Origin of the sequence: Streptomyces sp. NBC_00285, from assembly GCF_036174265.1 — a bacterium.
Taxonomy (GTDB): domain Bacteria; phylum Actinomycetota; class Actinomycetes; order Streptomycetales; family Streptomycetaceae; genus Streptomyces.
In genome coordinates this window covers 7622102-7646501 of sequence record NZ_CP108055.1, presented here as the reverse complement: position 1 = coordinate 7646501, position 24400 = coordinate 7622102, and the positions used below count along the sequence as shown (strand labels likewise).

Annotated in this window: 21 protein-coding genes; 5 read left to right on the top strand and 16 right to left on the bottom strand. The window is 69.8% G+C overall.

Translation table 11 applies throughout. The features are described 5' to 3' along the window. Nucleotide 1: 1 nt before the first annotated feature. The 5 genes from ffh to nsdA all read right to left on the bottom strand — a co-directional run bounded on the left by ffh (nt 2) and on the right by nsdA (nt 7656). Nucleotides 2-1552: a signal recognition particle protein gene (ffh, locus tag OHT57_RS35370; RefSeq protein WP_328750826.1), complete on the bottom strand. Its 1551-nt coding sequence runs from the start codon at nt 1550-1552 to the stop codon at nt 2-4. 166 nt (nt 1553-1718) lie between these two features. Continuing rightward, nucleotides 1719-4166, bottom strand: a complete 2448-nt coding sequence (locus OHT57_RS35365) for a [protein-PII] uridylyltransferase (protein WP_328750825.1) — start codon at nt 4164-4166, stop codon at nt 1719-1721. Nucleotides 4167-4192: 26 nt separating this feature from the next. Continuing rightward, nucleotides 4193-4531, bottom strand: coding sequence for a P-II family nitrogen regulator (locus OHT57_RS35360; protein WP_003997576.1), 339 nt, complete (start codon nt 4529-4531; stop codon nt 4193-4195). Next, nucleotides 4528-5853 carry an ammonium transporter gene (locus tag OHT57_RS35355; protein ID WP_328750824.1) on the bottom strand — a complete coding sequence of 442 codons (1326 nt, stop codon included), beginning with the start codon at nt 5851-5853 and terminating at the stop codon, nt 4528-4530. The genes OHT57_RS35360 and OHT57_RS35355 overlap by 4 nt, the downstream gene beginning before the upstream one ends. A 312-nt stretch (nt 5854-6165) precedes the next feature. Beyond that, entirely contained in the window at nt 6166-7656 is a 1491-nt protein-coding gene (gene nsdA, locus OHT57_RS35350) for a transcriptional repressor NsdA (protein WP_328750823.1), read from the bottom strand. 434 nt (nt 7657-8090) lie between these two features. Between nsdA and OHT57_RS35345 the strand changes: the two genes are divergently transcribed. Beyond that, nucleotides 8091-8747: a bifunctional DNA primase/polymerase gene (locus OHT57_RS35345; RefSeq protein ID WP_328750822.1), complete on the top strand. Its 657-nt coding sequence runs from the start codon at nt 8091-8093 to the stop codon at nt 8745-8747. Nucleotides 8748-9097: 350 nt separating this feature from the next. On the opposite strand, the gene ftsY is transcribed toward OHT57_RS35345, so the two are convergent. Further along, nucleotides 9098-10291 carry a signal recognition particle-docking protein FtsY gene (gene ftsY, locus OHT57_RS35340; protein WP_328750821.1) on the bottom strand — a complete coding sequence of 398 codons (1194 nt, stop codon included), beginning with the start codon at nt 10289-10291 and terminating at the stop codon, nt 9098-9100. Nucleotides 10292-10590: 299 nt separating this feature from the next. Here ftsY and OHT57_RS35335 point away from each other — a divergent pair, with 299 nt between their 5' ends. Together OHT57_RS35335 and OHT57_RS35330 are read left to right on the top strand one after the other, a co-directional pair. Then, complete coding sequence (locus OHT57_RS35335) at nt 10591-11562, top strand: LLM class flavin-dependent oxidoreductase (RefSeq protein ID WP_328750820.1); 972 nt, start codon at nt 10591-10593, stop codon at nt 11560-11562. Nucleotides 11563-11614: 52 nt separating this feature from the next. After that, nucleotides 11615-12064 carry a hypothetical protein gene (locus OHT57_RS35330; protein ID WP_328750819.1) on the top strand — a complete coding sequence of 150 codons (450 nt, stop codon included), beginning with the start codon at nt 11615-11617 and terminating at the stop codon, nt 12062-12064. A gap of 30 nt (nt 12065-12094) precedes the next feature. Here OHT57_RS35330 and OHT57_RS35325 read toward each other — a convergent pair whose 3' ends face one another. From OHT57_RS35325 to OHT57_RS35310, 4 genes are all read right to left on the bottom strand, one after another. Beyond that, nucleotides 12095-13513 carry a sugar porter family MFS transporter gene (locus OHT57_RS35325; RefSeq protein ID WP_328750818.1) on the bottom strand — a complete coding sequence of 473 codons (1419 nt, stop codon included), beginning with the start codon at nt 13511-13513 and terminating at the stop codon, nt 12095-12097. Nucleotides 13514-13693: 180 nt separating this feature from the next. Next, nucleotides 13694-17260, bottom strand: a complete 3567-nt coding sequence (smc, locus tag OHT57_RS35320) for a chromosome segregation protein SMC (protein WP_328750817.1) — start codon at nt 17258-17260, stop codon at nt 13694-13696. Between the two features lie 220 nt (nt 17261-17480). Continuing rightward, the gene (locus OHT57_RS35315) at nt 17481-17684 is read right to left on the bottom strand and encodes a hypothetical protein (RefSeq protein WP_328750816.1); all 204 of its coding nucleotides are present in this window, start codon (nt 17682-17684) and stop codon (nt 17481-17483) included. 382 nt (nt 17685-18066) lie between these two features. Beyond that, a complete protein-coding gene (locus OHT57_RS35310) occupies nt 18067-18348 on the bottom strand; it encodes an acylphosphatase (RefSeq protein WP_311714403.1) in 282 nt (93 codons plus the stop codon). Nucleotides 18349-18520: 172 nt separating this feature from the next. Here OHT57_RS35310 and OHT57_RS35305 point away from each other — a divergent pair, with 172 nt between their 5' ends. Together OHT57_RS35305 and OHT57_RS35300 are read left to right on the top strand one after the other, a co-directional pair. After that, nucleotides 18521-19600, top strand: coding sequence for a CAP domain-containing protein (locus OHT57_RS35305; protein WP_328750815.1), 1080 nt, complete (start codon nt 18521-18523; stop codon nt 19598-19600). Between the two features lie 78 nt (nt 19601-19678). Next, nucleotides 19679-20080 (top strand): winged helix-turn-helix transcriptional regulator, encoded by a 402-nt coding sequence (locus tag OHT57_RS35300; protein ID WP_328750814.1) that lies wholly within the window; start codon nt 19679-19681, stop codon nt 20078-20080. Here OHT57_RS35300 and mutM read toward each other — a convergent pair. The 6 genes from mutM to coaD form a co-directional block, all read right to left on the bottom strand. Continuing rightward, nucleotides 20053-20913, bottom strand: coding sequence for a bifunctional DNA-formamidopyrimidine glycosylase/DNA-(apurinic or apyrimidinic site) lyase (mutM, locus tag OHT57_RS35295; RefSeq protein WP_328750813.1), 861 nt, complete (start codon nt 20911-20913; stop codon nt 20053-20055). The two genes, OHT57_RS35300 and mutM, sit on opposite strands and share 28 nt — an antisense overlap. Before the next feature lie 104 nt (nt 20914-21017). Further along, the gene (rnc, locus tag OHT57_RS35290; protein WP_328753412.1) at nt 21018-21827 is read right to left on the bottom strand and encodes a ribonuclease III; all 810 of its coding nucleotides are present in this window, start codon (nt 21825-21827) and stop codon (nt 21018-21020) included. Between the two features lie 19 nt (nt 21828-21846). After that, a complete protein-coding gene (gene rpmF / locus OHT57_RS35285) occupies nt 21847-22020 on the bottom strand; it encodes a 50S ribosomal protein L32 (protein ID WP_006139588.1) in 174 nt (57 codons plus the stop codon). A 2-nt stretch (nt 22021-22022) separates the two neighbouring features. Further along, the gene (locus tag OHT57_RS35280; RefSeq protein WP_328750812.1) at nt 22023-22667 is read right to left on the bottom strand and encodes a YceD family protein; all 645 of its coding nucleotides are present in this window, start codon (nt 22665-22667) and stop codon (nt 22023-22025) included. Nucleotides 22668-22799: 132 nt separating this feature from the next. After that, on the bottom strand, nt 22800-23846 hold the full coding sequence (locus OHT57_RS35275; protein ID WP_328750811.1) for an ATP synthase F0 subunit B: 1047 nt from the start codon (nt 23844-23846) through the stop codon (nt 22800-22802). A gap of 57 nt (nt 23847-23903) precedes the next feature. Next, a complete protein-coding gene (gene coaD, locus OHT57_RS35270) occupies nt 23904-24383 on the bottom strand; it encodes a pantetheine-phosphate adenylyltransferase (protein WP_328753411.1) in 480 nt (159 codons plus the stop codon). Nucleotides 24384-24400 lie beyond the last annotated feature (17 nt).

Sequence of the window (24400 nt, the reverse complement as noted above, 5' to 3'; positions counted from 1 at the left end):
CTCAGCCCATGAACTTCTTGAACTCGTCGGGCAGCTCGAAGTCCTGCGGCGCCTGCTGGCCGGGCACACCGAAGGCCCCGCCCTGGGCACCGGCGGCCTTGCGTGCGGCCTCCTCCTGCTCCTGCTGCCTGCGCTTCATCGGGTTGCCGGAACGCTGCTTGCCCTTGGCCTGCTTGGGCTGCTTCTTGGAGCGGCCGGGACCGCCACCCATGCCCGGCATCCCCGGCATCCCCGGCATTCCGCCGCCCTGGGCCATGCGGGACATCATCTTGCGGGCCTCGAAGAACCGCTCGACCAGGCCCTTCACGGCACTGACCTCGACGCCGGAACCCTTGGCGATACGGGCGCGGCGGGAGCCGTTGATGATCGTCGCGTCCTGGCGCTCGGCCGGGGTCATCGACTTGATGATGGCGGCCGTACGGTCGACGTCCCGCTCGTCGATGTTGGCGATCTGTTCCTTGATCTGGCCCATGCCGGGCATCATGCCGAGCAGCTTGCTGATGCTGCCCATCTTCCTGACCTGCTCCATCTGGGCCAGGAAGTCGTCGAGCGTGAAGTCCTGGCCCTTCTTGGAGGCGAGCTTGGAGGCCATCTTGGCGGCCTCTTCCTCGCTGAACTCCTTCTGCGCCTTCTCGAACAGGGTGGCCAGGTCACCCAGGTCGAGGATGCGGGACGCCATCCGGTCCGGGTGGAAGACGTCGAAGTCCTCCAGCTTCTCGCCGTTCGACGCGAACATGATCGGCTTGCCGGTGACCGAGGCGATCGACAGGGCCGCACCACCGCGGGCGTCACCGTCGAGCTTGGAGAGGACCACGCCGTCGAAGCCGACGCCGTCACGGAAGGCCTCCGCCGTGTTGACGGCGTCCTGGCCGATCATCGCGTCGACGACGAAGAGGATCTCGTCGGGCGAGACCGCGTCCCGGATGTCCGCGGCCTGCCGCATCATGTCCTGGTCGATGCCGAGGCGGCCGGCGGTGTCCACGATGACGATGTCGTGGACCTTGGTCCTGGCGTGCTGGACGGAGTCCTTGGCGACCTTGACCGGGTCGCCCACGCCGTTGCCCGGCTCCGGGGCGAAGACGGCCACGCCCGCACGCTCGGCGACGACGCTCAGCTGGGTGACCGCGTTCGGGCGCTGGAGGTCGGCGGCGACCAGAAGCGGCGAGTGGCCCTCGTCCTTGAGGTGCTTGGCGAGCTTGCCCGCGAGGGTGGTCTTACCGGCGCCCTGCAGACCCGCGAGCATGATCACGGTCGGGGGCTGCTTGGCGAAGCGCAGGCGGCGGGTCTGGCCGCCCAGGATGGTGACCAGCTCTTCGTTGACGATGTCGAGGACCCGCTGGGCGGGGTACTGCGAACCGGAGACCTCGGCGCCGAGGGCACGCTCCTTGACGTTCTTGATGAACGCGCGAACTACGGGAAGGGCCACGTCCGCTTCGAGCAGGGCGATACGGATCTCGCGCGCGGTGGCGTCGATATCCGCCTCGGAGAGCCGTCCCTTGCCGCGCAGGTTCTTGAAAGTCGCTGAGAGGCGATCGGAAAGAGTATCGAACACGGCGCTCGCGGTCCTCGGGGTCGGTGGCAGCTGGGAATCGCCCTCCAGGGTATCCCGGCGACCCACGTCGCCGGGATCCCCCGGGTCAGGGCCCTTCTGACGGATCTCCGCGGCACCGCGACGCCCGGCACGCGCGCTCGCCGCACGGGGATCCGTCGGGAGGGCCCTAGGCCCGCAGCGTCTCTTCCAGCTTCCGGGCCACGGAAGCCGCCTCACCGGCTGCGAGCGGCACGCCCTTGCCGTCGGTGACGTAGAAGGCGTCCACGGCGTTGGCGCCCAGCGTCGACACGTGCGCGCTGCGCATCCGCAGGCCCGCGTCCTCCAGGGCGCTCCCGATGTGGAACAGCAGTCCCGGGGCGTCCTGGGCGCGGACCTCGATCACCGTGGCGTGCCGGGACGCCGCCGGGGCGACCGTCACGCGCGCCGCGGGCGCGACGACACCGCGGCGCCTCGGATACGCCGCGTCGCGCTCGGCCAGCCGCCCGGCGATATCCAGGGACCCGTCCAGGGCCCGTACGAGATCGGCCCGCAGCCGGGCGGCCTGGGGCAGCGAGCCGTACTGGGCGGCGACCCGCCAGTTCAGCAGGAGCACCGAGCCCTCGACGCCGTCGGGCAGGTTCAGGGCGCTCAGTTCCGCGGTGCGGACGGTCAGGCGGTGCACGGCCAGCACTCCCGCGACCGCCGGCAGCACGCCGGGCTGGTCCGGTACGGCGATCACGAGTTCGACGCCGAGAGGTTCCGGGTCGCCCGCGGGCTGCTCGTCCACGGGCGACTCGGTCTGCGCGCGCAGGGACAGCACCGGGCCTCCGGTGGCGATCGCCTCGATGGCGAGCCGTTCCTGCTCGGCGGTGGTCGCGGCGGCCTCGGGCTCGTCGAGGTCGTCCCCGGCGAGCACCGCAGCCACCCTCTTCACCAGGTCGGCGACGAGCGAGCCCCGCCAGGACGACCAGGCGGCGGGGCCGGTGGCCAGGGCGTCCGCCTCGGTCAGGGCGTGCAGCAGTTCCAGGGTGCCCTGCGACCCGACGGCCTCAGCGACCGAGCGCACGGTGGCCGGGTCCTCCAGGTCACGCCGGGTGGCGGTGTCCACGAGCAGCAGGTGGTGCCGTACGAGAGCGGCGAGTACGGCGACGTCGTCGCGGTCGAAACCGATCCGCGCGGCCACGTCCTTCGCGATGATCTCGCCGGCCACCGAGTGGTCGCCGGGCCAGCCCTTGCCGATGTCGTGCAGCAGTGCGGCGACGAGCAGCAGGTCGGGGCGGTGGACGCGCCGTGTGAACTCCGAGGCACGGACGGCCGTCTCGATCAGGTGCCGGTCGACGGTCCAGATGTGCACGGCGTTGCGCTGCGGGCGGCACCGCACGCGCTCCCAGTCGGGCAGCAGCTGGGTGATCAGGCCTTCCGCCTCCAGTGCCTCCCAGACATCGATCGTCGGGCTGCCCGAGCCGAGCAGCGTGACCAGTTGTTCACGCGCCTCCACGGGCCACGGCGTGGGCAGGGGGCGCACGTTGGCGGCCATGCGCCGTACGGCGTGCAGGGAGAGCGGGAGTCCGGCCTGCGCGGCTGCGGCCGCGGCGCGCAGCGGAAGCACGGGGTCGCGGTCGGGGCGGGCGGCGCGGGCGAGGACCACCTCGCCGTCCTGCTCGACGACACCCTCCGCCAGCGGAGAGCGTTCGACGACCGGCTTTCCGCCGCCGAGCATGGCCCGCAGCCGTGGCCGCACGGCACGCGATCTGAGCACGCGTCCCACCTCGCGCCAGGTGACGTCACTGGCGTACGAGATGACCCGCGCGGCCTCGTAGACCTGCCGCAGCAGGACGTCGGCGTCGAGCAGGCCGAGTTCGGCGGCGACCTGGTCCTGTTCCTGGAGCGCGAGTCGGTCGGTGGCCCGGCCCGTCGTCAGATGCAGGGCGTCCCGGACGTCGAGCAGCCGGCGCCGGGCGTCGTCGAGGCCCTCGCGCGGGGCGTCGGCCAGCCAGGAGGCGGCGACGGCTCGCAGGGCGGTGGCGTCCCGGAGTCCGCCGCGGGCCTCTTTCAGGTCGGGTTCGAGCAGGTACTGCAGTTCGCCCTGGCGCTCGGCGCGCTCGGCGCACAGCTCCTGGAGCTCGGGGAGGCGCTTGGGCGCCTGGTTGCGCCAGTCGGCGAGGACGGACGTCCGCAGGCCTGCCGTCATCCCCAGGTCACCGGCGATGTGGCGGGCGTCCAGGAGACCGAGTTGGACCTTCAGATCCTCTGCGGCCGTCTTGCGGGCCTCCGCGGGCGTGCGCACGGAGTGGTCGAGGGCGAGACCGAGGTCCCACACGGGGTACCAGATGCGGTCGGCCAGGGCGGCGACGGCGCCCGAGTCGCTGCCGTCGTGCAGCAGGACCAGGTCCAGGTCGCTGCGGGGGGACAGCTCGCCGCGGCCGTAGCCGCCGACGGCGATCAGGGAGACTCCGCGCAGCTGCTCGGCGCCCGCGCTGAACAGACCGGAGAGCCAGTCGTCCGTCAGTTCGGCGAGGGCGGAACGGCGCGGCGGCCCGGACCGCGCCCCCTCTTGGAGGAGGCGCAGCCGGGCCGCCGCATAGCCGCTGGGTCCCGAGTCCTCTGCATCCTTGCGCACATCCGTGCTCGTCACCCAGCAGCTCCTGTTCTGTTCTACGGTCAGAGCGCGTCCGGGCCGCGCTCGCCCGTCCGGACCCGTACGGCGGTCTCGACCGGCAGGGACCAGACCTTGCCGTCACCGATCTTGCCGGTGCGGGCCGCCTTGACGATGACGTCGATCAGCTGCTCGGCGTCGTCGTCCTCGGCAAGAACCTCGATACGGATCTTCGGCACCAGGTCGACGGTGTACTCGGCACCGCGGTAGACCTCGGTGTGGCCCCGCTGACGACCGTAGCCGCTCGCCTCGGTGACCGTCAGACCGTGGACCCCGAAGGCCTGGAGGGCTTCCTTGATCTCGTCGAGCCGGTGAGGCTTGACGACGGCGGTGATGAGCTTCATGCGTCCACCTTCTTGGACTCGGCACCGGAGCCGACGGAGACCTTGGCGGAACCGCCGCCCGCACCGCTGAAGTCGTATGCGGTCTCGGCGTGTTCGGCCTGGTCGATGCCCGAGATCTCCTCGTCCTCCTCGACCCGCATGCCGATCGTCTTGTCGAGCAGGAAGGCGAGGACCGCGGAGGCGATCAGCGAGTAGAAGAGGACCGCGAAGACACCGGCGCACTGCTTCCAGAACTGGTCCAGGCCGCCGCCGTAGAAGAGGCCCTTGACCTCGGACTGGCCCTTGCCGCTGGCGAAGAAGCCGATCAGCAGGGAGCCGATGACACCGCCGACCATGTGGACGCCGACGACGTCCAGGGAGTCGTCGTAGCCGAACTTGTACTTCAGGCCGACCGCCATGGCGCACAGGACACCGGCGATGGCACCGATGCAGATCGCGCCGATCGGGGTGATCGCGCCACCGGACGGGGTGATGGCGACGAGACCGGCGACCGCGCCGGAGGCGGCACCGAGGGTGGTGAACGCGCCGTGGCGGATCTTCTCGTAGGCGAGCCAGGCGAGCATGGCGGCGGCGGTGGCGATCTGCGTGTTGACGAACATCAGCGAGCCGACGCCGTCGTCGTTGCCGAGCCACGAGCCGGCGTTGAAGCCGAACCAGCCGAACCACAGGAGACCGGCGCCGAGCATGACCAACGGGAGGCTGTGCGGGCGCATCGGGTCACGCTTGAAGCCGACGCGCTTGCCGATGACCAGGATCACGCCGAGTGCCGCGGCACCCGCGTTGATGTGGACCGCCGTACCACCGGCGAAGTCGATCACACCGAGTTCGAAGGCCCAGCCTCCGGTGCCCCAGACCCAGTGCGCGACCGGGAAGTAGACGACCGTCGCCCACAGGACGACGAACAGCGACCAGGCGCTGAACTTCACCCGGTCGGCGAGGGCACCGCTTATCAGGGCGGGCGTGATGATGGCGAACATCATCTGGAAGATGGCGAAGGCGAAGACCGGGATCGTGTACCCGGACCAGATGTCGCCCTTGTCGATGCCGGTCCAGCCGAAGAAGTCGTTCTCCCAGCCGATGAGCGAGCCGTGGTCCGTACCGAACGCCATGGAGAAGCCGTAGAGCACCCACAGGATGGTGACGATACCCATGCTGATGAAGCTCATCATCAGCATGTTCAGGGTGCTCTTGACGCGAACCATGCCTCCGTAGAAGAAGGCAAGACCCGGGGTCATGATCAGCACCAGGGCGGAACAGATCAACATGAAGCCTGTGTTCGCCACAGACAGCTTGTCTGCGGCGAGCGTGATGGCTGGTGCCATCGGCGTCTCCTCGTCGTAGGTACGGCCCCGTGCGGGAAGCCAGAGTGGATTTGAGGGGTGGGCCGGTTATGCGCCATGAGATTCGCGCAGCGCGGTTTCGGTGGACGCCCCTCGTTGTTTCGCCGCCGTGACGAAGATGCCCTGCGTGTTACGCGTCGATGAACTGGCAGATACGGGCCGCGTCGATCGTTATCGTGGCGCAACCTTCGGGGACGCGACAAAACCGGCCGCGGTCGGCCTTCCGATGGCCTGGCGCGGGGGAGCCGAGTCGGGCTGTTCGGGAGGGCCGGCCGCGGCCGGGGTTCAAGGGATTCAGACCGCTTCGGCGGTCTCCGGAAGCTCGACGGCGAGCTTCTCGGTGAGATCCACGACCTCGGCGAGATCACCGAAATCGCGTACGGCCGTGTAGACCGTCTTTCGAATACGAGTGTTGACGCGCTCCGAGCGGACCTTCTTGGCGATCTGTATGGCTTGTTCCGCCAGTGCCGTGCTCTGCTCGGGCTCACGCCGCAGCAGGTGCACGGTGGCCATGCCGATGAGGTTGAGTGCGTACGACCGCTGGTGCTCGCCGTCCTCGGAGAAGAGCTCCACGGCCCGCTGCATGACGGGCTCGGCCAGCGAGGCGTAGGTCGGGCTGCGGCCGGCCACATAGGCCAGGTCGCGGTAGGAGTGGGAGTTCTCGCCGTGCAGCTCGGCCTCGGAGAAGAAGCGGATCCAGTCGGGGTCCGGCTCGTCCCAGTCGTCGGCGTCGGCGAAGGTGTCCTCGGCCATCCGGACGGCCCGCTTGCACTTGCCCGGCTGTCCCATGTTGGCGTAGGCGCGGGCCTCCATCGCATACAGCATCGACTGGGTGCGCGGGCTCGCGCAGTCCCGGCTGCCGTACTGCGCGAGGTGGATCAGCTCAAGGGCGTCCTCGGGCCGCCCGAGATGGATCATCTGGCGGCTCATGCTGGACAGGACGTAGGAACCGAGCGGCTTGTCGCCGGCCTCCTTGGCCGCGTGCACGGCGAGGACGAAGTACTTCTGGGCGGTGGGCTGCAGCCCCACGTCGTACGACATCCAGCCCGCGAGCTCCGCCAGCTCGGCGGCGACCTTGAACAGCCTGCGGGTGGTGGTCTCGGGTTGGGGCTCCTGGAGGAGGTCGGTCACCTCGTGCAGCTGGCCGACGACCGCCTTTCGGCGCAGGCCGCCGCCGCACTGGGCGTCCCACTTGCGGAACATCACGGTCGTCGACTCGAGGAGGTCGAGCTCGGGCCTGGACAGCCGGCCGATCCGACGGGACGAGTCCGGCTCGGGCTCCCGGTGCGGGGTGACGGACCCGGGGACGAGCCAGCGCTGCATGGGCTCGATGAGGGACGGGCCCGCGGACAGGGCCAGCGAAGTCCCGAGGAAGCCGCGCCGCGCCAGCATCAGGTCGCTGCGCGAGAACTCGCTGAGCAGGGCCACGGTCTGCGGACCCGTCCAGGGCAGGTCGACTCCGGTCGCGGAGGGCGACGGGCGGGCGGCGCGCAGTCCGAGGTCCTCGACGGAGACGACACATCCGAACCGCTCGGAGAACAGCTCGGACAGGATCCTGGGGATGGGTTCGCGGGGGTTCTCGCCGTCCAGCCAGCGACGCACCCGCGAGGTGTCGGTGGAGATGTGGTTGGCCCCCAACTGGCGTGCCCTGCGGTTGACCTGGCGGGCGAGCTCGCCCTTCGACCAGCCGCTGCGCACGAACCAGGAGGTGAGCAGCTCATTGGGGCGCTTGTCGGACTGCGCACCGCTTCCGGCGCCCGTCCCACTTCCGCTGTTGCCGCCCACTGGAACGCCCCCATCCCTGAGACCACTTGTCGCCGAGTGCGCCAAGCCTTATCAGAATGCCGGTAAATAGGGCCCTCTGTCCGGCAGTTGTCAGCCTTCGAACGGGGAGCCGACTTGCCTCCGGCATACCCACAAGTGCATGTGCCCCCAGGACTTGTGTACTCAACGTAATCCTACGATCACGCGTCCAGCCACGGCGATCCCGGAAACGCCACCATTCGCCACCCCTTCGAATGAACTCATGGTCGCCTTCGCAGGATTCACTTGACATAGACCGAACGGCGGTGGGCGGAGCGGTGCATTCAGGGGCGCGCACATCCCGGCACACCACCCGGGGTACTTCTTGGCGCCACCACCGCCCGGAAGAGGAAACGGAGAGTGACGGACCGCGTTCGTCTCGTAACCACCGGCACGGTGGACCCGTTGGAGGGGGCATGGGCTTCACGATCGGCGGCATTCGGGAGATTCGTTCCGGCACACGCAGGCGCGGCCGCTCCTCGGAGTGCACCACCGTCGCCGAGTTCACCGGACTCTGGGGCTGGGACGTGGTCCCGGGCGCGCGGGCCGCGGCAGGTGCCTGCTCCTGCGGCCGCGCGGACTGTCTGTGGCCCGGTGCCCACCCCCTCGACTTCGCGTCCCAGGTGCCGGCCGGTGCCACTCTCGACGAAGTGACCAAGGCGTGGGCGGAGTTCCCCGGCGCCTCGGTGATGCTGCCCGTCGGTCGCGCCTTCGACATCGTCGAGGTCGCCGAGCCCGCCGGCCGCCGTGCCCTGGTCCGCCTGGAGCGCATGGGTCTCCCCCTCGGCCCCGTGACGGCGACCCCCGAGGGCCGCGCCCAGTTCTTCGTCGCACCCGGCGCCGCGGCCGACCTGACCGAACTCCTCTACCGCATGGGCTGGGACGACGCGGCCTCCCTGGACCTGCGCGGGCTGGGCGCCGGCACCTACATCACGGCTCCGCCGTCGGACCGGGGCGGCCTGGGGCCGGTGCAGTGGCTGCGGCCACCGTCCCTGGACTCGGCGACGAAGCCGCCGGCGGCGAGGCTGCTGCTGGGGACGCTGGCCTACGTGGCGCATCGGTCACGGGCGTAGGCCGCAGAACGTACACAGCGAAGGGCCCTGCCACATCTGCACCATGGGGCGGGGCCCTTCTCCTCGCCCCGGCCGACGCGACCGCCGGAGCAGGGCACCACGGCGGCGGGCGAGCACGTCCGCGGGAGCGACGGGGACCACGCGCCGGGCAACCAGGTCCGCGGGAGCGGCGAGGACCACGGCGGCGCGCGACCACAGCGGGAACCACGGCCACGGGCAGCCACGCCCGCTGGAGCGGCGCCGGATTCACGCGCAAGGAGACGCCCGCTCCCCCTGCACCGCGGGAACGGGCGTCTCTTCGCGCGGATACCGATGCGCGTGACCAAGCGGGCAGCGATCCGGGGAGCTGCTCACTCGCCGATAAGTGCATCCACGAACGCCTCCGGCTCGAACGGCGCCAGGTCGTCGGCACCCTCGCCCAGCCCGATCAGCTTGACCGGCACCCCCAGCTCACGCTGGACCGCGATCACGATGCCGCCCTTGGCCGTGCCGTCGAGCTTGGTGAGGACGATGCCGGTGATCTGGACGACCTCGGCGAAGACCCGGGCCTGCACCAGGCCGTTCTGCCCGGTGGTGGCGTCCAGGACCAGCAGGACCTCGTCGAGCGGGGCGTGCTTCTCCACTACCCGCTTGACCTTGCTGAGCTCGTCCATGAGACCGGTCTTGGTGTGCAGCCGGCCCGCGGTGTCGATGAGGACCACGTCGACCCCCATCTCCTTGCCCTCCTTCACCGCGTCGAAGGCGACGGAGGCGGGGTCACCGCCCTCGGGCCCGCGCACGGTGTGGGCACCCACCCGCTCGCCCCAGGTCTGGAGCTGGTCGGCGGCGGCGGCACGGAAGGTGTCGGCGGCGCCGAGGACGACGGTCCGCCCGTCGGCGACGAGCACGCGCGCGAGCTTGCCGGTGGTGGTGGTCTTGCCGGTGCCGTTGACGCCGACGACCATCACGATGCCCGGCTTGCGCTCCTCGGGCTCGGTCTTCACGGCGCGGTCGACGTCGGTGCCGACCAGCTTGAGCAGTTCCTCGCGGAGCAGACCCCGCAGTTCGTCGGGTGTGCGGGTGCCGAGCACCTTCACGCGCGCGCGAAGGCCGTCGACCAGTTCCTGGGTGGGGGCCACGCCGACGTCGGCGGTGAGGAGGGTCTCCTCGATCTCCTCCCAGGTGTCGTCGTCGAGATGCTCGCGCGACAGGAGCGTGAGCAGCCCCTTGCCGAGCGCGTTCTGGGAGCGGGAAAGCCGGGCCCGCAGCCGGATCAGGCGTCCGGCGGTGGGGTCCGGGACGTCGATCTCGGTCGGCGGGAGCTCTTCTGCGACGGGCGGCGCCGAGCCGTCCGGGAGGTCCACCTCCTCTATGGTCCGGCGCGGTTCGTCGCGCGGCGTCTCGGCCTCGTCTCCGACGTGCGGCTCGGCCGGAGGGGCGGTGATGTCGGGCGCGGCGGGGGGCGGCGGGGGCAGCGGCTTCTTGCGCCGGCTGCCGACGACGAGACCGCCGAGCACACCGAGCACGACGACGGCGATGACTACAGCAAGGATGACGGTTTCCATAACGCACCCAGTATGCGTGACCTCCCAGCAGACCGTTCGATACCAGCTCAGGGGTGTATGCCCCTGCGGGCCGGGCCGGCCCGTCGCTCGACTTCACGTCGACGAGAAGCCCCACGGGGCGGAGTCACAACCCGTCCAGTATCCGGACCGGTACCGTGCGTGAAGCGCACACAGGGGTTGTGGCAGCTCATGACCTGAGTTGCCACAACCCCTGGAAACAAGAAGTCATCCCCCTGGCCACCTGACGTACCGTCAGCTACCGTCCCCCTCCACCGTCACCGTGTGAAGGGGGACCTCCCATGCCCGTCACGGTCGTCCGTTTCAACCTCGTCGAGCCCGACGCGACGCCCGCCTCCCTCAGCGCCCGCTACCGGGCCGCCCTGGACATGGCCGCGTACGCCGACGAGCACGGGATCACCACCGTGCAGACCGAGGAGCACCACGGCGTCGACAACAACTGGCTGCCCTCGCCGTTCGCCTTCGCGGGGGCGGTGTTCGGAGCGACGCGGCGGATCGCGGTCACCGTCTCCGCCGTCATCGGCCCCCTGCACGACCCGCTCCGCCTGGCCGAGGAGATCGCCGTACTGGACCTGCTGAGCGGCGGCCGGCTGGTGACGGTCGCCGGGATCGGGTACCGCCCCGAGGAGTACGCGCTGTTCGACGTGGAGTGGCGGCGGCGGGGCCGGATCCAGGACGAGGTCCTGGAGACCCTGCTGAAGGCGTGGACCGGCGAGGAGTTCGAGTACCGGGGCCGTACGGTACGGGTCACCCCGCGCCCCTTCACCGACCCGCACCCCCTCCTCCTGGTCGGCGGCTCGTCCAAGGCCGCCGCCCGCCGCGCCGCCCGCCTGGGGCTCCCGTTCTTCCCCAGCGCACATCTGCCGGAGCTGGAGGCGTACTACAAGGAGCGGCTCGTCGAGTACGGCACCGAGGGCTGGACCATGATGCCGACTGCCGAGACCCCGCTGCTGCACATCGCCGAGAACCCGGACGAGTCGTGGGCCCGGCACGGCCGGTACTTCCTGCACGAGGCCCGGACGTACGCCTCCTGGCAGTCCGGCGACATCGCGTCGGCGGTGCGGTCGGCCGCGACGACCGTGGACGAACTGCGCGCGGAGGGTGTCTACCGGATCCTGACACCGCAGGAGTGCGTGGAGCAGGGGCTCGACAACCTCGTTCTGCATCCGCTGGCGGGCGGGATGCCGGTGGCGGAGGGATGGCGGAGCCTGCGGCTGTTCGCGGAGCGGGTGCTTCCGGAGCTGGGCGGCTGAGGCGCGCCATATCCGGTGGCCGAGGGGGATTCGACGGTGATCCACTGAGCCCATGAGTCTGTCGGTGGAGGTGTTCGTCCGGGACCCGGACGGCGAGCTGCGGATACTCGACGTATCGGACGACGTGTACCGGTCCGGCGGCTTCGAATCCTGGCGTACGACGGTGTGGGGATCGGAGTTCGTGCGCTCGCTCGGTGCGCGCTTCCTGCCCGTGCTCGCCGCCCGCGACCTGTATGTCGAGGCCGAGGACGTGCCGGAGTTCCGGCGCGAGGTGGCGCTGCTGCGCTCCCGTATCGACGAGGTCGCCACGGACGGTCGAGGGGCACCGGGACCAGATCGAGACTCGGCTGCGGATCATCGAGGAGAGCATCGGCGAGGCCCTGGAGATCGGCGGCGGGGTTCTCATCTGGTGACCCACATGGACAACTCCGCCGCCCCCGGTCCAGGCGGTTGCCGGGCCGGGGGCGGCGGACGGTACGGGGAGAGGGCAGCGGGGTCTTGACCCGTCTCCCCGGGACTGCGGGGAGGGCCCTCAGCCCATCTCCTCCAGGGTCTTGCCCTTCGTCTCCTTGACGTACTTGAGGACGAACGGGATGGAGAGGGCCGCGAAGACCGTGTAGATCACGTAGGTGAAGGAGAGGTTCCAGTCGGCCAGCGACGGGAAGCTCGCGGTGATGGCCCAGTTGGCGATCCACTGCGCGGAGGCGGCCACACCGAGCGCGGCGGCACGGAGCCGGTTCGGGAACATCTCGCCGAGGAAGACCCACACGACCACACCCCAGGACAGGGCGAAGAACAGGACGAACACATGGGCGGCGATCAGCGCGGTCCAGCCCTGCGCGGCCGGCAGCTTGCCGTCGACCAGGTCGTAGGAGAACGCCCAGGCCTCCAGAGCGAGACCGACCACCATGCCGACCGAACCGATCAGGGCGAGCGGGCGGCGGCCGACGCGGTCCACGAAGATCATCGCGATCACGGTGCCGACGATGTTGATGATCGACGTCGTGAAGGAGTAGAGGAACGAGTCGGTCGGGTCGACGCCGACCGACTGCCACAGCGTCGAGGAGTAGTAGAACGCGACGTTGATGCCGACGAACTGCTGGAAGACCGACAGGCCGATGCCGATCCAGACGATCGGCTTGAAGAAGAAGGAACCGCCGAGCAGGTCCTTGAAGGTCGACTTGTGCTCGCTCTTCATGGCGTTCTCGATCTCGGCCACGCGCGCGTCGAGGTCGATCTTGTCGCCCTCGACCTCCTCCAGGATCTCCTTGGCACGCTCGTGCCTGCCGACGGAGATCAGGAAGCGCGGGGACTCGGGGATGGCGAAGGAGAGCAGGCCGTAGAGGACGGCCGGGACGACCATGACGCCGAGCATGACCTGCCAGGCCTCCAGGCCCATCAGCTTGCCGCGCTGGTCACCGCCGGCGGCGTTCAGCAGACCCCAGTTGACCAGCTGCGAGATCGCGATGCCGATGACGATGGCGGCCTGCTGGAAGGAGCCGAGTCGGCCGCGATAGGCCGGCGGGGCGACCTCGGCGATGTAGGCGGGGCCGATGACCGAGGCCATGCCGATGGCGAAGCCTCCGACGACCCGCCAGAAGGCGAGGTCGTACAGCGCGAAGGGCAGTGCCGAGCCGACGGCGCTGATCGTGAAGAGAACGGCCGAGATCTGCATGCAGCGGATACGGCCGATGCGGTCGGCGATGCGTCCGGCGGTCGCCGCGCCGATGGCACAGCCGATCAGGGCGATGGCGATGACCTGCGCCAGGGCCGCGGAGCCGACGTCGTAGCGGCCTCGGATGGCCTCGACGGCACCGTTGATCACGGAGCTGTCGTAGCCGAAGAGGAAACCGCCCATCGCGGCCGCCGCCGCGATGAAGATGACGTGCCCGAGATGATCGGGATGAGCCGCCTGGGCTCCTGGTTCGGATGCCTTCGCTGTGCTGGTCACGTTTACTCCTCGGGCCACCGGCAACGCTGTCGGTGTGGTCAGCCCCCAGGTAGGTGGTACCTGAAGGTAAATCCAACGCTGCTGACCTTATGCCTTCAAGTCTCAAATTCAAACGTAGTGAATTGTGAGAACTTTGACAGATGTACCCCACATACGTTCACTTCTTGAAGTCATGGGAGGTCAGCGCAGCCGCTGGCTGATGACCTTCGACACGCCGTCGCCCTGCATGGAGACGCCGTACAGCGCGTCGGCGACCTCCATGGTCCGTTTCTGGTGCGTGATCACGATGAGCTGCGAGGCCTCCTGCAGCTCCTGCATGAGGCGGATCAACCGCTGGAGGTTGGTGTCGTCGAGCGCCGCCTCGACCTCGTCCATGACGTAGAACGGGCTGGGCCGCGCCTTGAAGATGGACACCAGCAGCGCCACGGCCGTCAGTGACCGTTCGCCGCCGGACAGCAGGGAGAGCCGCTTGACCTTCTTGCCGGGCGGACGCGCCTCGACGTCCACGCCCGTGGTGAGCATGTTGTCGGGGTCGGTCAGGATCAACCGCCCCTCGCCGCCCGGGAAGAGCCGGCTGAAGACGCCCTCGAACTGCCGGGCCGTGTCCCGGTAGGCCTCCGTGAAGACCTGCTCGACGCGCTCGTCGACCTCCTTCACCACTTGAAGCAGGTCGATGCGGGTCTTCTTCAGGTCCTCCAGCTGCTCGCTGAGGAACTTGTGCCGCTCCTCCAGCGCCGCGAACTCCTCCAGAGCGAGCGGATTGACCTTGCCGAGCTGCTGGTACGCCCGCTCGGTGGCCTTGAGCCGCCTCTCCTGCTCCGCCCGGTGGAACGGCTTGGGCTGGTTGCGCGGGTGCTCCGGATCCTCCGGCAGCTCCTCGCCCTCGGCGGGCGGGGAGGGCGGGACGAGCTGGTGCGGGCCGTACTCGTCGACGAGTCCCGCCGGTTCGACGCCCAGCTCCTCGAGCGCCTTGGTCTCCAGCTGCTCGATCCGCATCCGCTTCTCGGCGCCGAGCACCTCACCGCGGTGGACGGAGTCGGTCAGCTTGTCGAGCTCGGCCTTGAGATCGCGGCCGGTGGTCCGGGCGGCGGTCAACTCCCTTTCCCGCAGGGCCTTGGCGGCGTCGGCGGCGGTGCGCTCCTCGTCCGCGCGCGCGAGCGACACCTCGACGTGAGCGAGCAGCTGCCGCGTCCCGGAGGCGACGGCTTCGGCCACGCCGGCCTCGTGCCGCAGCCGTGCCCGCCGCTGCTCGGCACGCGCGCGTGCGTCCCGCTCCGCGCGGGCGGCGCGGTCGAGGGAGTCCGCGCGGCCGGCGAGGCCCTTGACCCGCTCTTCGTGCGTACGGACCTGGAGGCGGGCCTCCATCTCGGTCTGCCGCGCATTGGCCCCGTCGGCGGCGAGACGGTCCCGTACCGACGTGTCGGGCTCCTCCTCGACCGGCATCTCCTCGGCCACGGTGAGCCGTTCGGCCAGTTCCTCGACCTCTTCGAGCGCCTTCTCCAACGCCTCCTGCGCCCGCGCGGCCGCCGCGGTGGACCGCTCGGCCTCACCGGCGGCGCCCTTCGCCTGTCCGGACAGCCGGCCGAGCTGCTGGGCCACGGCCGACTTCTCCCGGTCGGCGGCCCGGCGCCGCTCCCCCAACTCCTCCACCAGGGCGGCGCATTCCGTGCGGTGCTCCACGGCGGTGTGCTGAGCCCCGGTGAGTTCCTCGCACCGGACGGCCAGCTCTTCCAGCTCGGCGGCGGCCTCGTCCACGGAAGCCTGCACTTCGAGAAGGCTCGGGGCGCCCGCGGAGCCGCCGTGCGCGAAGTGGGCGCCGAGGAGATCGCCTTCGGCGGTGACGGCGGTGAGGTGGGGGTGGGCGTAGACGAGGTCTTCGGCGTCTTCCAGAGTGCCGACCACGACGATGCCGTGGAGGAGGCGGCCCACGGCCGTCATCAGGTCGGACGGGCCGCGGACGAGGTCCGCCGCGCGCCGGTGTCCGGCGGGTGCGCCGTGACCGCTCGCGTCGTCTCCCGTGGCGTCGGGGCCTCCCGCCAACAGCAGGGACGCCCGGCCCGCGTCCTGCTTGCGCAGCAGGCGGATCGCATCGGCCGCCGCCGAGGGGGACGTCACCGCCAGCGCGTCCGCCGCCACGCCGAACGCCGCCGCCAGTGCCGTCTCGTGGCCCGGGGTCACCGTCAGCAGTTCCGCCGCCGGACCCAGCAGCCCGGTCAGCCGGTCCTTCGCGCCGAGCAGGGCCCCCGTGCCGTCCTTGCGGCGCAGGCCCAGAGCCAGGGCTTCGTGCCGGGCCTGTGTCGCCGCGCGTCTGCGTTCCGCTGCCGTGGTCGCCTCGCGGGCCGCCGTCAGCGCGGACTCCGCCTCCGCCAGCCGGCGCTTCGCCGCCTCATGCTGTTCCGCCAGCTCCGCGTCACCCGCGTCCAGTCCGTCGACCTCGGCCTTGAGCTCCTCGTACTCCCCCTGCGCGGCGGACGCCCGCTCCTGGGCCTCGTCCCGCGCCGCGGCGAGGCGGTCGATCTCGGCCTGGGCGGAGGCCGCGCGGGAACGGGCCGCGTTGACCTGGCCGCCCAGGCGGGCGAGCCCCTCGCGGCGGTCGGCGATGGCCCGGGCGACGTCCTTCAGACGCCGTTCCTCCTGCGTGAGCGCGCGTTCCAGCTGGGCGCGGTGCGCGACCGTGTCCTCCAGGGCGTGCTCGGCCGCCTCCAGGGCCGCTTCGAGCTCGGCCTCCTGCTCACGGATGCGGGCGGCCTCGCGCTCCATGTCCTCGGGGTCCCGCCCGCGGCGCTCCTCGGGCGGCGCCGACGTGGCGCTCTTCACGCGTGCGTCGGCCAGCGAGATCGTGCCGCGCACCCGCTCGGCGAGCTGGGAGAGTTCGTACCACGTCTGCTGGGCCCGCTGGAGCCGGGGCGCGAGCCGGCGTACCTCGTCCTCCAGCAGCGCCTCGCGCTGGAGGGCCTTCCTGAGTTCCTGCTCGGCCGACTCCTTGCGCTCCTTCAGTGCGGCCTCGTCCGCGACCTCGGCCCGCAGCGCCTGCCGCAGTCGTACGAGATCGTCGGCGAGCAGCCGCAGGCGGGCGTCGCGGAGGTCGGCCTGGATGACGGCGGCCCGGCGGGCGACCGCGGCCTGCCGGCCAAGTGGCTTGAGCTGGCGCCGGAGTTCGTCGGTCAGGTCCTGCACACGCGCGAGGTTGGCCTGCATCGCGTCCAGCTTGCGAAGCGCCTTCTCCTTGCGCTTGCGGTGCTTGAGGACGCCGGCCGCTTCCTCGATGAAGGCACGGCGGCCCATCGGATCGGCGTGCAGGACGGAGTCGAGCCGGCCCTGGCCGACGATGACGTGCATCTCGCGGCCGATGCCGGAGTCGGACAGCAGGTCCTGGATGTCGAGGAGCCGGCAGGTGTCGCCGTTGATCTGGTACTCGCTGCCGCCGTTGCGGAACATGATCCGCGTGATGGTGACCTCGGCGTACTCGATGGGCAGCGCCCCGTCGGAGTTGTCGATGGTCAGGGACACCTCGGCGCGGCCCAACGGCGGGCGTCCGGTGGTGCCGGCGAAGATGACGTCCTCCATCTTGCCGCCGCGCAGCGACTTGGCGCCCTGCTCGCCCATGACCCAGCTGAGGGCGTCGACGACGTTGGACTTGCCCGAGCCGTTGGGACCGACGACGCACGTGATTCCCGGTTCGAACCGGAGCGTGGTCGCCGAGGCGAACGACTTGAACCCCCGGAGGGTCAGGGCCTTGAGGTGCACGCCGCTGGACTCTACCTTCCGGGGGTGCCTCACTCCATGAACGCGCTGTTGCCCGCGGTTTCACCTTTGAACGTGCAGGGCACATCAAACGTTAAGAGAGTGAAGGGCGCACGAGGCAAGAAAGAAGGGACGCCGAAGCGTCCCTTGCAAACTCTTACAACTTAGCGGTTGATTCGAGCCGCCCAGTCACTGCGTGAGCTGCTGTGGAGCGATGCAGTGATCAGGTGAGCGCGGGCTCCGCCTGGTGTGCGTCGATGCTCTCCATGATCCTGTCGTGAGAAGCGGCAGCCGCGAGCTCGTCATTCTCGGCCTGAATCCGTACGAGCTCGGATTGCAGGTCCTGGACGCGCTGCTGGAGCCGTCGCATCTCGGCGAGGAGTCGAGGGTCGGAGCCGCCGACGTAACCGAGAAGCGCCTTTGCCATGATGGATGGTCCTCCACAATGAGTGACCGACCGAAGCGGTGTGGGTCGTGAGGGATTCGCACCCGCGATGCTTGACACTTTTTAGTTCTTGCTGCCGTTCATCCATGCCAAACAGCTAAGGTGCGCGGGGTGTTTTCAGCGTCTCACCAAAAAGTTTGACGGTCAACACGATCACGCCCCGTATTGGCGGGCAACCCTGACCGGCGCGGCTCGGAACGGCGGCGCTGCGGTTCTCGCGGGACCCTGGAGGGGTGGCGATCGTTCTTGGGGGCGGAGCCTGCCACGGCGTGTGGTTCTTGGCAACCACCAGCGTTTTTCTGCTTCGGGCAGGTGTCGGTGGCATGTCCCTCCGCTTCCGCCTGGGGCGTTTTACAGAAACGGCTCATCGGATGGCGAAGCCGTCGTAACCCCCGCGAGGTGTGTCCCAGATCTCGGTGACGCCGTCCACGCGGCCGGGCGTGTCATCTCCCAGGAGCCAGTCGAGGAGTCCCTGGCATCCCTTCCGCGGCCCCTCGGCGACCACCTGGACGCGTCCGTCGCCGAGATTGAGAGCAAAACCACTCAGGCCGCCGATCTCGAGGGCCTTGGCCCGCGTGAACCAGCGGAAACCCACACCTTGGACGCGTCCTCGCACCCAGGCGACCAGTCGTACATCCTCGCTCATGGGTGCAACCTAACGGGCCAAAGTCTCTCTGGGCACTCCTTCCTCTGGCGTCATGCGGTACTGTCCGCTGCCAATGAATCTCATACGAAACTCACTCGATCGTGTGGGTTTTGTGACTTCGGTTGACCGGGGGGACGCGTCGACCTCAAGAACAGACGAGGAAGGCAAGGACATGGGACGCCACCGACGCTCCGCCGCCGGCCGCGCCGCCACGGGCCGCGCCATGGGGGTCACGGATACGCACGGCTCCCACGGGAGCGCATTCGACCCACAGGACTCGTACAACTTCGCCTCGGCGAGCACCACGCCCCGTCCGAGCCACACGGACACCGACACCTACGCGCGCAGTGATGCCTACCTGTTCGCGTCGGAGGAGGAGTACGCGCTCTTCCGGGGCGACGGCTACACCCCCGCCGACGGCCCCCGGCGCAGCGGCTCGCACCGCAGGCGCAAGCGGAATCTCGTGACGCCGGTCAAGAGCGGTCTGCTCGGGGTCTCGGCGGCCGTCGCGATCGGCACGGTCGCGGTGGCCACGGGCGTGGTGCCCGGCCTGGACAGCTACAAGCTCGGTGGCGGCAGCAGCAACACCGGCGGCGGCGAGGTACAGGCGGCGAGCTCGCCGACGAACTCCCCGGCCGAGCAGGGCGGCACCTCCGGCAGCGCCGACCGGCGCGAGGACGGCGGCTCGACGAGCCGCGACGCCGACCGGTCCGCCTCGCCCGCGCCGTCCCCCTCGACCTCGACGGCCACCCCGGCCGAGAAGCCGACGAAGAAGCCTGCGGCCACGCCGAGCGAGAAGCCCGCGGCGACTCCTTCACAGAAGGAGAGGGAGCCGGCGAAGCAGGAGACCACCGCGCCGGTGGATGTCTCCACGGAGGCCGCCGCCGAGGCCGAGGTGCTCCGGCTCGTCAACGTCGAGCGGGCGAAGGTGGGATGCAGCCCGGTCGCCGCCAACAGCGCGCTGGCCGACCTGGCCGCCGCCTTCAGCAAGGCCATGGACGTCGAGGGCTTCTTCGACCACACCGACCCGAGCGGCGCGACGCCGTGGGACCGTGCCGCGCAGGCCGGGATCACCAGCCTCGGCGGCGAGAACATCGCCCGCGGCCAGGCCGACCCGGCGGCGGTCATGGAAGCCTGGATGAACAGCCCCGGCCACAAGGCCAACATCCTGAACTGCGACTTCACGACTCTGGGCGTGGGTGTGCAGTTCGGGTCCGGTGGCCCGTGGTGGACGCAGGACTTCGGCTACTAGCAGACACCGAGGATGGTTGCGCTAACTTCTGGTTAGTGCAACCTGTCGGTTAGTGCTCTCTTCCAGTACGCTCGTGCTATGGACACCACGCAGCAGCCCCTGGAGGCGCAGGACCTCCCGTACGACGTGTTCGCCAAGGCCTGCCCCTCGCGCGGCACGCTGGAGCACGTGACGGGCCGCTGGGGCGCACTCACGCTCGGCGCCCTGTCCGAGGGCTCGCTGCGCTTCAACGAGCTGCGCCGCCGGGTCGACGGCGTGAGCGAGAAGATGCTCTCCCAGACGCTCCAGGGACTGGAGCGTGACGGCCTGGTGCACCGCGAGGCCCAGCCCACCAACCCGCCCCGGGTCGACTACGACCTGACCCCGCTGGGCCGCGAGGTCGCCGAGCGGCTGCTGGGCCTCATCCACTTCGTGGAGGGCCGCATGGACGACGTCCTGGCCGCCCGTGAGCGCTACGACGTGACGCGCGGCGCCCGCTGACACGTCGGGCAGAAGTAGCTGGACCGGTTCATCCAGGGCCGCCGGCGCATCGGCGTACCGCACCGCCTGCACGGCAGTCCCTCACGGCCGTACGCGTCCAGGGACCGGTCGAAGTACCCGGACTCCCCGTTCACGTTGACGTACAGGCTGTCGAAGCTGGTGCCGCCGACCGCGAGTGCCTCGTTCATCACGTCCCGGACGTGGCCCAGGAGTTCGGCCGTGCGCGGGCGGGTGAAGCTCGCGGTGGGGCGCTCGTAGTGGATGCGGGAACGCCAAAGGGCCTCGTCCGCGTAGATGTTGCCGACTCCGCTGATCAACGACTGGTCCAGCAGGGCCCGTTTGACGGTGCTGCGCTTGCGGCGCAGGGCCTGGTGGAAGGCCTCGTCGTCGAAGAGCGGGTCGAGGGGGTCGCGCGCGATGTGCGCGATCACGTCGGGCAGGCCGTCGGGGGTGTTGTCGTGCAACGACAGCCCCCCGAAGGTGCGTTGGTCGACGAAGCGCAGCTCGGTGTCCACCTCGTCCGCGAATCTCACCCGGATCCTGAGGTGCTTCTCCTCAGGCGCCGCGTGCGGCTGGACCAGCAGCTGGCCGCTCATGCCGAGGTGCGCCAGGACCGACTGGCCGGTGTCCTCCAGGGGCAGCCAGAGGTACTTGCCGCGACGGCTCGGGGTGCCCACGCGATGGCCCTTGAGCCGGTGCGCGAAGTCGTCGGCGCCGGCGAGGTGACGCCGTACCGCACGCGGGTGCAGCACTTCGGCCTCGGCGACCGTGCGGTGGGCGACCCACCGCGCCAGACCCCGCCGTACGACCTCGACCTCGGGCAACTCGGGCATGGGGCTCCCCCGTCACGGACCGGTGTATGAACCGAGCGCCCGCCCCGGTGTTCAGGGGCAGGCGCTCGGCTGCACTGCTCTTCGGACGCCCCTGCTTCAGGGCGTCAGGCGGAGACGGACGACGGACCTTCTTCGTCGTCCTCGGCGGCTTCGACGGCTTCAACAGCCTTTTCTGCCGCCGCTTCGGCGCGTTCGTCCGCGGCGGCCCGGATGGACCTCCAGGCGGACTCTGCGGCCTGCTGCTCCGCCTCCTTCTTGCTGCGGCCGGTGCCGGTGCCGTACGAGACGCCTCCGACGCGGGCGGCAGCAGTGAAGGTCTTCTCGTGGTCGGGGCCGGTCTCCGTGACCAGGTACTCGGGTACGCCGAGCCCTTCGGTCGCGGTGAGCTCCTGGAGACTGGTCTTCCAGTCCAGGCCGGCACCGAGGTTGGAGGACTTCTCGATCAGCGGGTCGAACAGGCGGTGCACCAGTTCGGAGGCCGCTTCGAGGCCCTGATCGAGATAGACCGCGCCGATCACCGCTTCAAGGGTGTCGGCGAGGATGGATGCCTTGTCCCGGCCGCCCGTTCCCTCTTCACCACGGCCGAGCCGGATGAAGGAGCCCAGGTCGAGCCCGCGGCTGACCTCCGCAAGTGCACGCGAGTTGACCACCGCGGCCCGCAACTTGGCCAGTTGGCCTTCGGGCAGGTCGGGGTGGGTGGTGTACAGCGTGTCCGTGACCACGAGACCGAGCACGGAGTCCCCGAGGAACTCCAGCCGTTCGTTGGTCGGCAGACCGCCGTTCTCGTACGCGTACGAACGGTGGGTCAGCGCACGCACCAGAAGGGCGGACTCGAGTGTGTACCCGAGCCGCCCTTCCAACAGCGTGTGGGACGAGGCCTGGTTGTCGCCCGAGTTCTTCTTCGGCGTGGACACAGTGCCTCTCACCAGCCGCTCAGACCTCGAGGACCTGGCGCTTGTTGTAGGTGCCACAAGCGGGGCACGCGATGTGCTGCAGCTTGGGCTCGTGGCAGCGCTCACACGCAACCAGGGTGGGGACCGCAGCCTTCCACTGCGACCGGCGGTGGCGCGTGTTGCTGCGCGACATCTTCCGCTTCGGAACAGCCACGGCTACTTCTCCTGCTTCTCGTCGGCGCCTGCTTCAGCGCCGCTGATCTCGTCCTTCTCGCCATCTTCGAGTGAACCGGCGAGTCCCTGCAGTGCCGCCCAACGGATGTCGACGGCATCGTGGTGGTGGTCCGGGGCGTCCGCCAGCCGGGCTCCGCACTGGGAGCACAGGCCGGGGCAGTCGTCCTGGCACACCGGCTGCATCGGCAGTGCGAGCACCACCGCATCACGCAGCACGGGTTCGAGGTCGAAAAGACCGTCCTCGATGAAGAGCCTGTCCTCGTCTTCCTCGGCGTCGTCGACCGGTTCCGCTTTCACGCGGCCACGGTCGTCGGCGTCAGGGTACGAGAACATCTCCTGGAAGTCCGCTTCGAGCTCCAGCTCCAGCGGCTCCAGACACCTTACGCACTCCCCCTTGGCCAGTGCACGGGCGGTGCCTGTGACAAGGACACCTTCCATGACCGACTCCAGGCGGAGTCCGAGCTCGACCGGGGCGCCTTCCGGCACTCCGATCACTCCCTGGATGCCGAAATCCTTGGGGGCGTCGATCTGACGGGTCAGGCGCTGGAGCGCGCCAGGACGCCGACCCAGCTCGTGTGTGTCGAACACGAGAGGGTTGCGGTGGTCGAGGCGGGCGTTCAGGGCCATTCCTGCTTTCGATCTTCGAGCTCAGGGGGATGCTGCCCTTCGGTGCTCCCGGGCAGCGGTGATCGCGGACGTACGCGCGACCGAAGAGCCAGGATACTGGACCTTTCGCTCACGGCCCAATCCGGTGGTCAGTTACTGGCCGCGACCCTGTTCGTACGCCCTCAGCTGCTCCGGCGTGATCATGCCGGTGTCGAAGAGGCTGGTCTCGTCGAGGGCGTAGCTCTGCTGGGCGTGCTGGGGCTGCTGGGCCTGGTTCGGGTCGTAGGCGGCCTGCTGCTCGTAGCCCTGGTAGGCGTACGGGTCGGCCTGCTGGTAGCCGTACTGGTCCTGCTGGGCATAGGGATCGGCCTGCTGCTGGTAGCCCGCGTAGGCGTCGGTCTGCTGCTGGTAGCCGTACGCCGGCTGCTGGGCGTAGTCCTGCTGCTCGACCGGTACCCGGGCCGCGGCCCGGTTGTCCTGCTCGGCGAGGGCGGTGAGGTCGGCCAGGTAGTCGGCGTCGCTGGAGTGCTGGACGGTGGAGGTGTCGTCGGCGAGGGCACTGAGGTCGTCCGAGGCGATCCGGCCGTGCAGCTTCTGGCGGCCGCGGCCGACGGCCTCCAGGGTCTTGGCGAGGACCGCCTCGAAGGCGCCGAGCTTGGAGTCGACGTAGGAGTCGGCGTCGCGGCGCAGGGTCTCGGGGTCGTGGCTGCGCTCGGGGGCGTCCTCGTCCTCGTAGCCGTTCTCGTCAGTGCCGGGACCGGTGCCGAGGAGCTTCTCGCGGCCGCGGCCCACCGAGCCGAGGGTCTTGGTCAGCACGACCTCGAAGTTGGCGAGCTTGGAGTCGACGTAGTCGTCGGCCTCGGCGCGGACGTCCTCGGCCTCCTGGCGGGCCTCGTTCACGATCCGCTCGGCCTCGGCCTGGGAGCGGCGGGCGATCTCGGTGTCGGAGATCAGGGAGCCGCGCTCGGCGTGCGCCGTGGAGATGATCCGGTCGGCCTCCTGGCGGGCCTGCTCGACCATCTGCTCACGGCCGCCGATCAGCTCCTCGGCCTGCGCGAGGGAACCGGGCAGAGCTTCGCGCACCTCCGCCAGCAGCGCGAGCAGTTCAGCGCGGTTGACCACGCACGAGGCCGACATCGGCATCGACCGTGCACCGGAGACCGAGGCCACGATCTCGTCGAGCTTCTTCTGCACGTCCACCTGTGCTCGCCACTCTCTACAGCTGTGTTGGAGACGGACGGGACGACTGTAGCCCCATCAGCCTTTGCGGAGGCGTTCGTTCAGAGCTTCGAGGACCAGCGGCGGCACCAGGTGGGAGACGTCTCCGCCCCAGGTCGCGACCTCCTTGACGAGCGAGGAGGACAGGAAGCTGTAGGTGGGGTTGGTCGGGACGAAAAGGGTCTCGACGCCCGAGAGACCGTTGTTCATCTGGGCCATCTGGAGCTCGTAGTCGAAGTCGCTGACCGCGCGCAGCCCCTTGACGATGGCGGGGATGTCGCGCTCCTTGCAGTAGTCGACGAGGAGGCCGTGGAAGGCCTCTACGATCACGTTGCCGTACTCGGCGGTGACCTCGCGGATCATCTCGATCCGCTCCTCGATCTCGAAGAGGCCCTTCTTGGACTTGTTGATCATCACCGCGACGTAGACCTCGTCATACAGTCTGGAGGCGCGGGAAATGATGTCGAGGTGTCCGTTGGTGATCGGGTCGAACGACCCGGGACAGACGGCGCGGCGCACTTGAGATCCCTCGCTCT

Coding starts and splice junctions, on each gene's coding strand:
- OHT57_RS35305 (WP_328750815.1), top strand. CDS start 18,521: ATGGGACGCCACCGACGCTCCGCCGCCGGCCGCGCCGCCACGGGCCGC.
- mutM (WP_328750813.1), bottom strand. CDS start 20,913: ATGCCCGAGTTGCCCGAGGTCGAGGTCGTACGGCGGGGTCTGGCGCGG.
- OHT57_RS35355 (WP_328750824.1), bottom strand. CDS start 5,853: ATGGCACCAGCCATCACGCTCGCCGCAGACAAGCTGTCTGTGGCGAAC.
- OHT57_RS35310 (WP_311714403.1), bottom strand. CDS start 18,348: ATGAGCGAGGATGTACGACTGGTCGCCTGGGTGCGAGGACGCGTCCAA.
- OHT57_RS35280 (WP_328750812.1), bottom strand. CDS start 22,667: ATGGCCCTGAACGCCCGCCTCGACCACCGCAACCCTCTCGTGTTCGAC.
- OHT57_RS35360 (WP_003997576.1), bottom strand. CDS start 4,531: ATGAAGCTCATCACCGCCGTCGTCAAGCCTCACCGGCTCGACGAGATC.
- OHT57_RS35300 (WP_328750814.1), top strand. CDS start 19,679: ATGGACACCACGCAGCAGCCCCTGGAGGCGCAGGACCTCCCGTACGAC.
- OHT57_RS35345 (WP_328750822.1), top strand. CDS start 8,091: ATGGGCTTCACGATCGGCGGCATTCGGGAGATTCGTTCCGGCACACGC.
- OHT57_RS35315 (WP_328750816.1), bottom strand. CDS start 17,684: ATGGCAAAGGCGCTTCTCGGTTACGTCGGCGGCTCCGACCCTCGACTC.
- ftsY (WP_328750821.1), bottom strand. CDS start 10,291: ATGGAAACCGTCATCCTTGCTGTAGTCATCGCCGTCGTCGTGCTCGGT.
- OHT57_RS35335 (WP_328750820.1), top strand. CDS start 10,591: ATGCCCGTCACGGTCGTCCGTTTCAACCTCGTCGAGCCCGACGCGACG.
- OHT57_RS35330 (WP_328750819.1), top strand. CDS start 11,615: ATGAGTCTGTCGGTGGAGGTGTTCGTCCGGGACCCGGACGGCGAGCTG.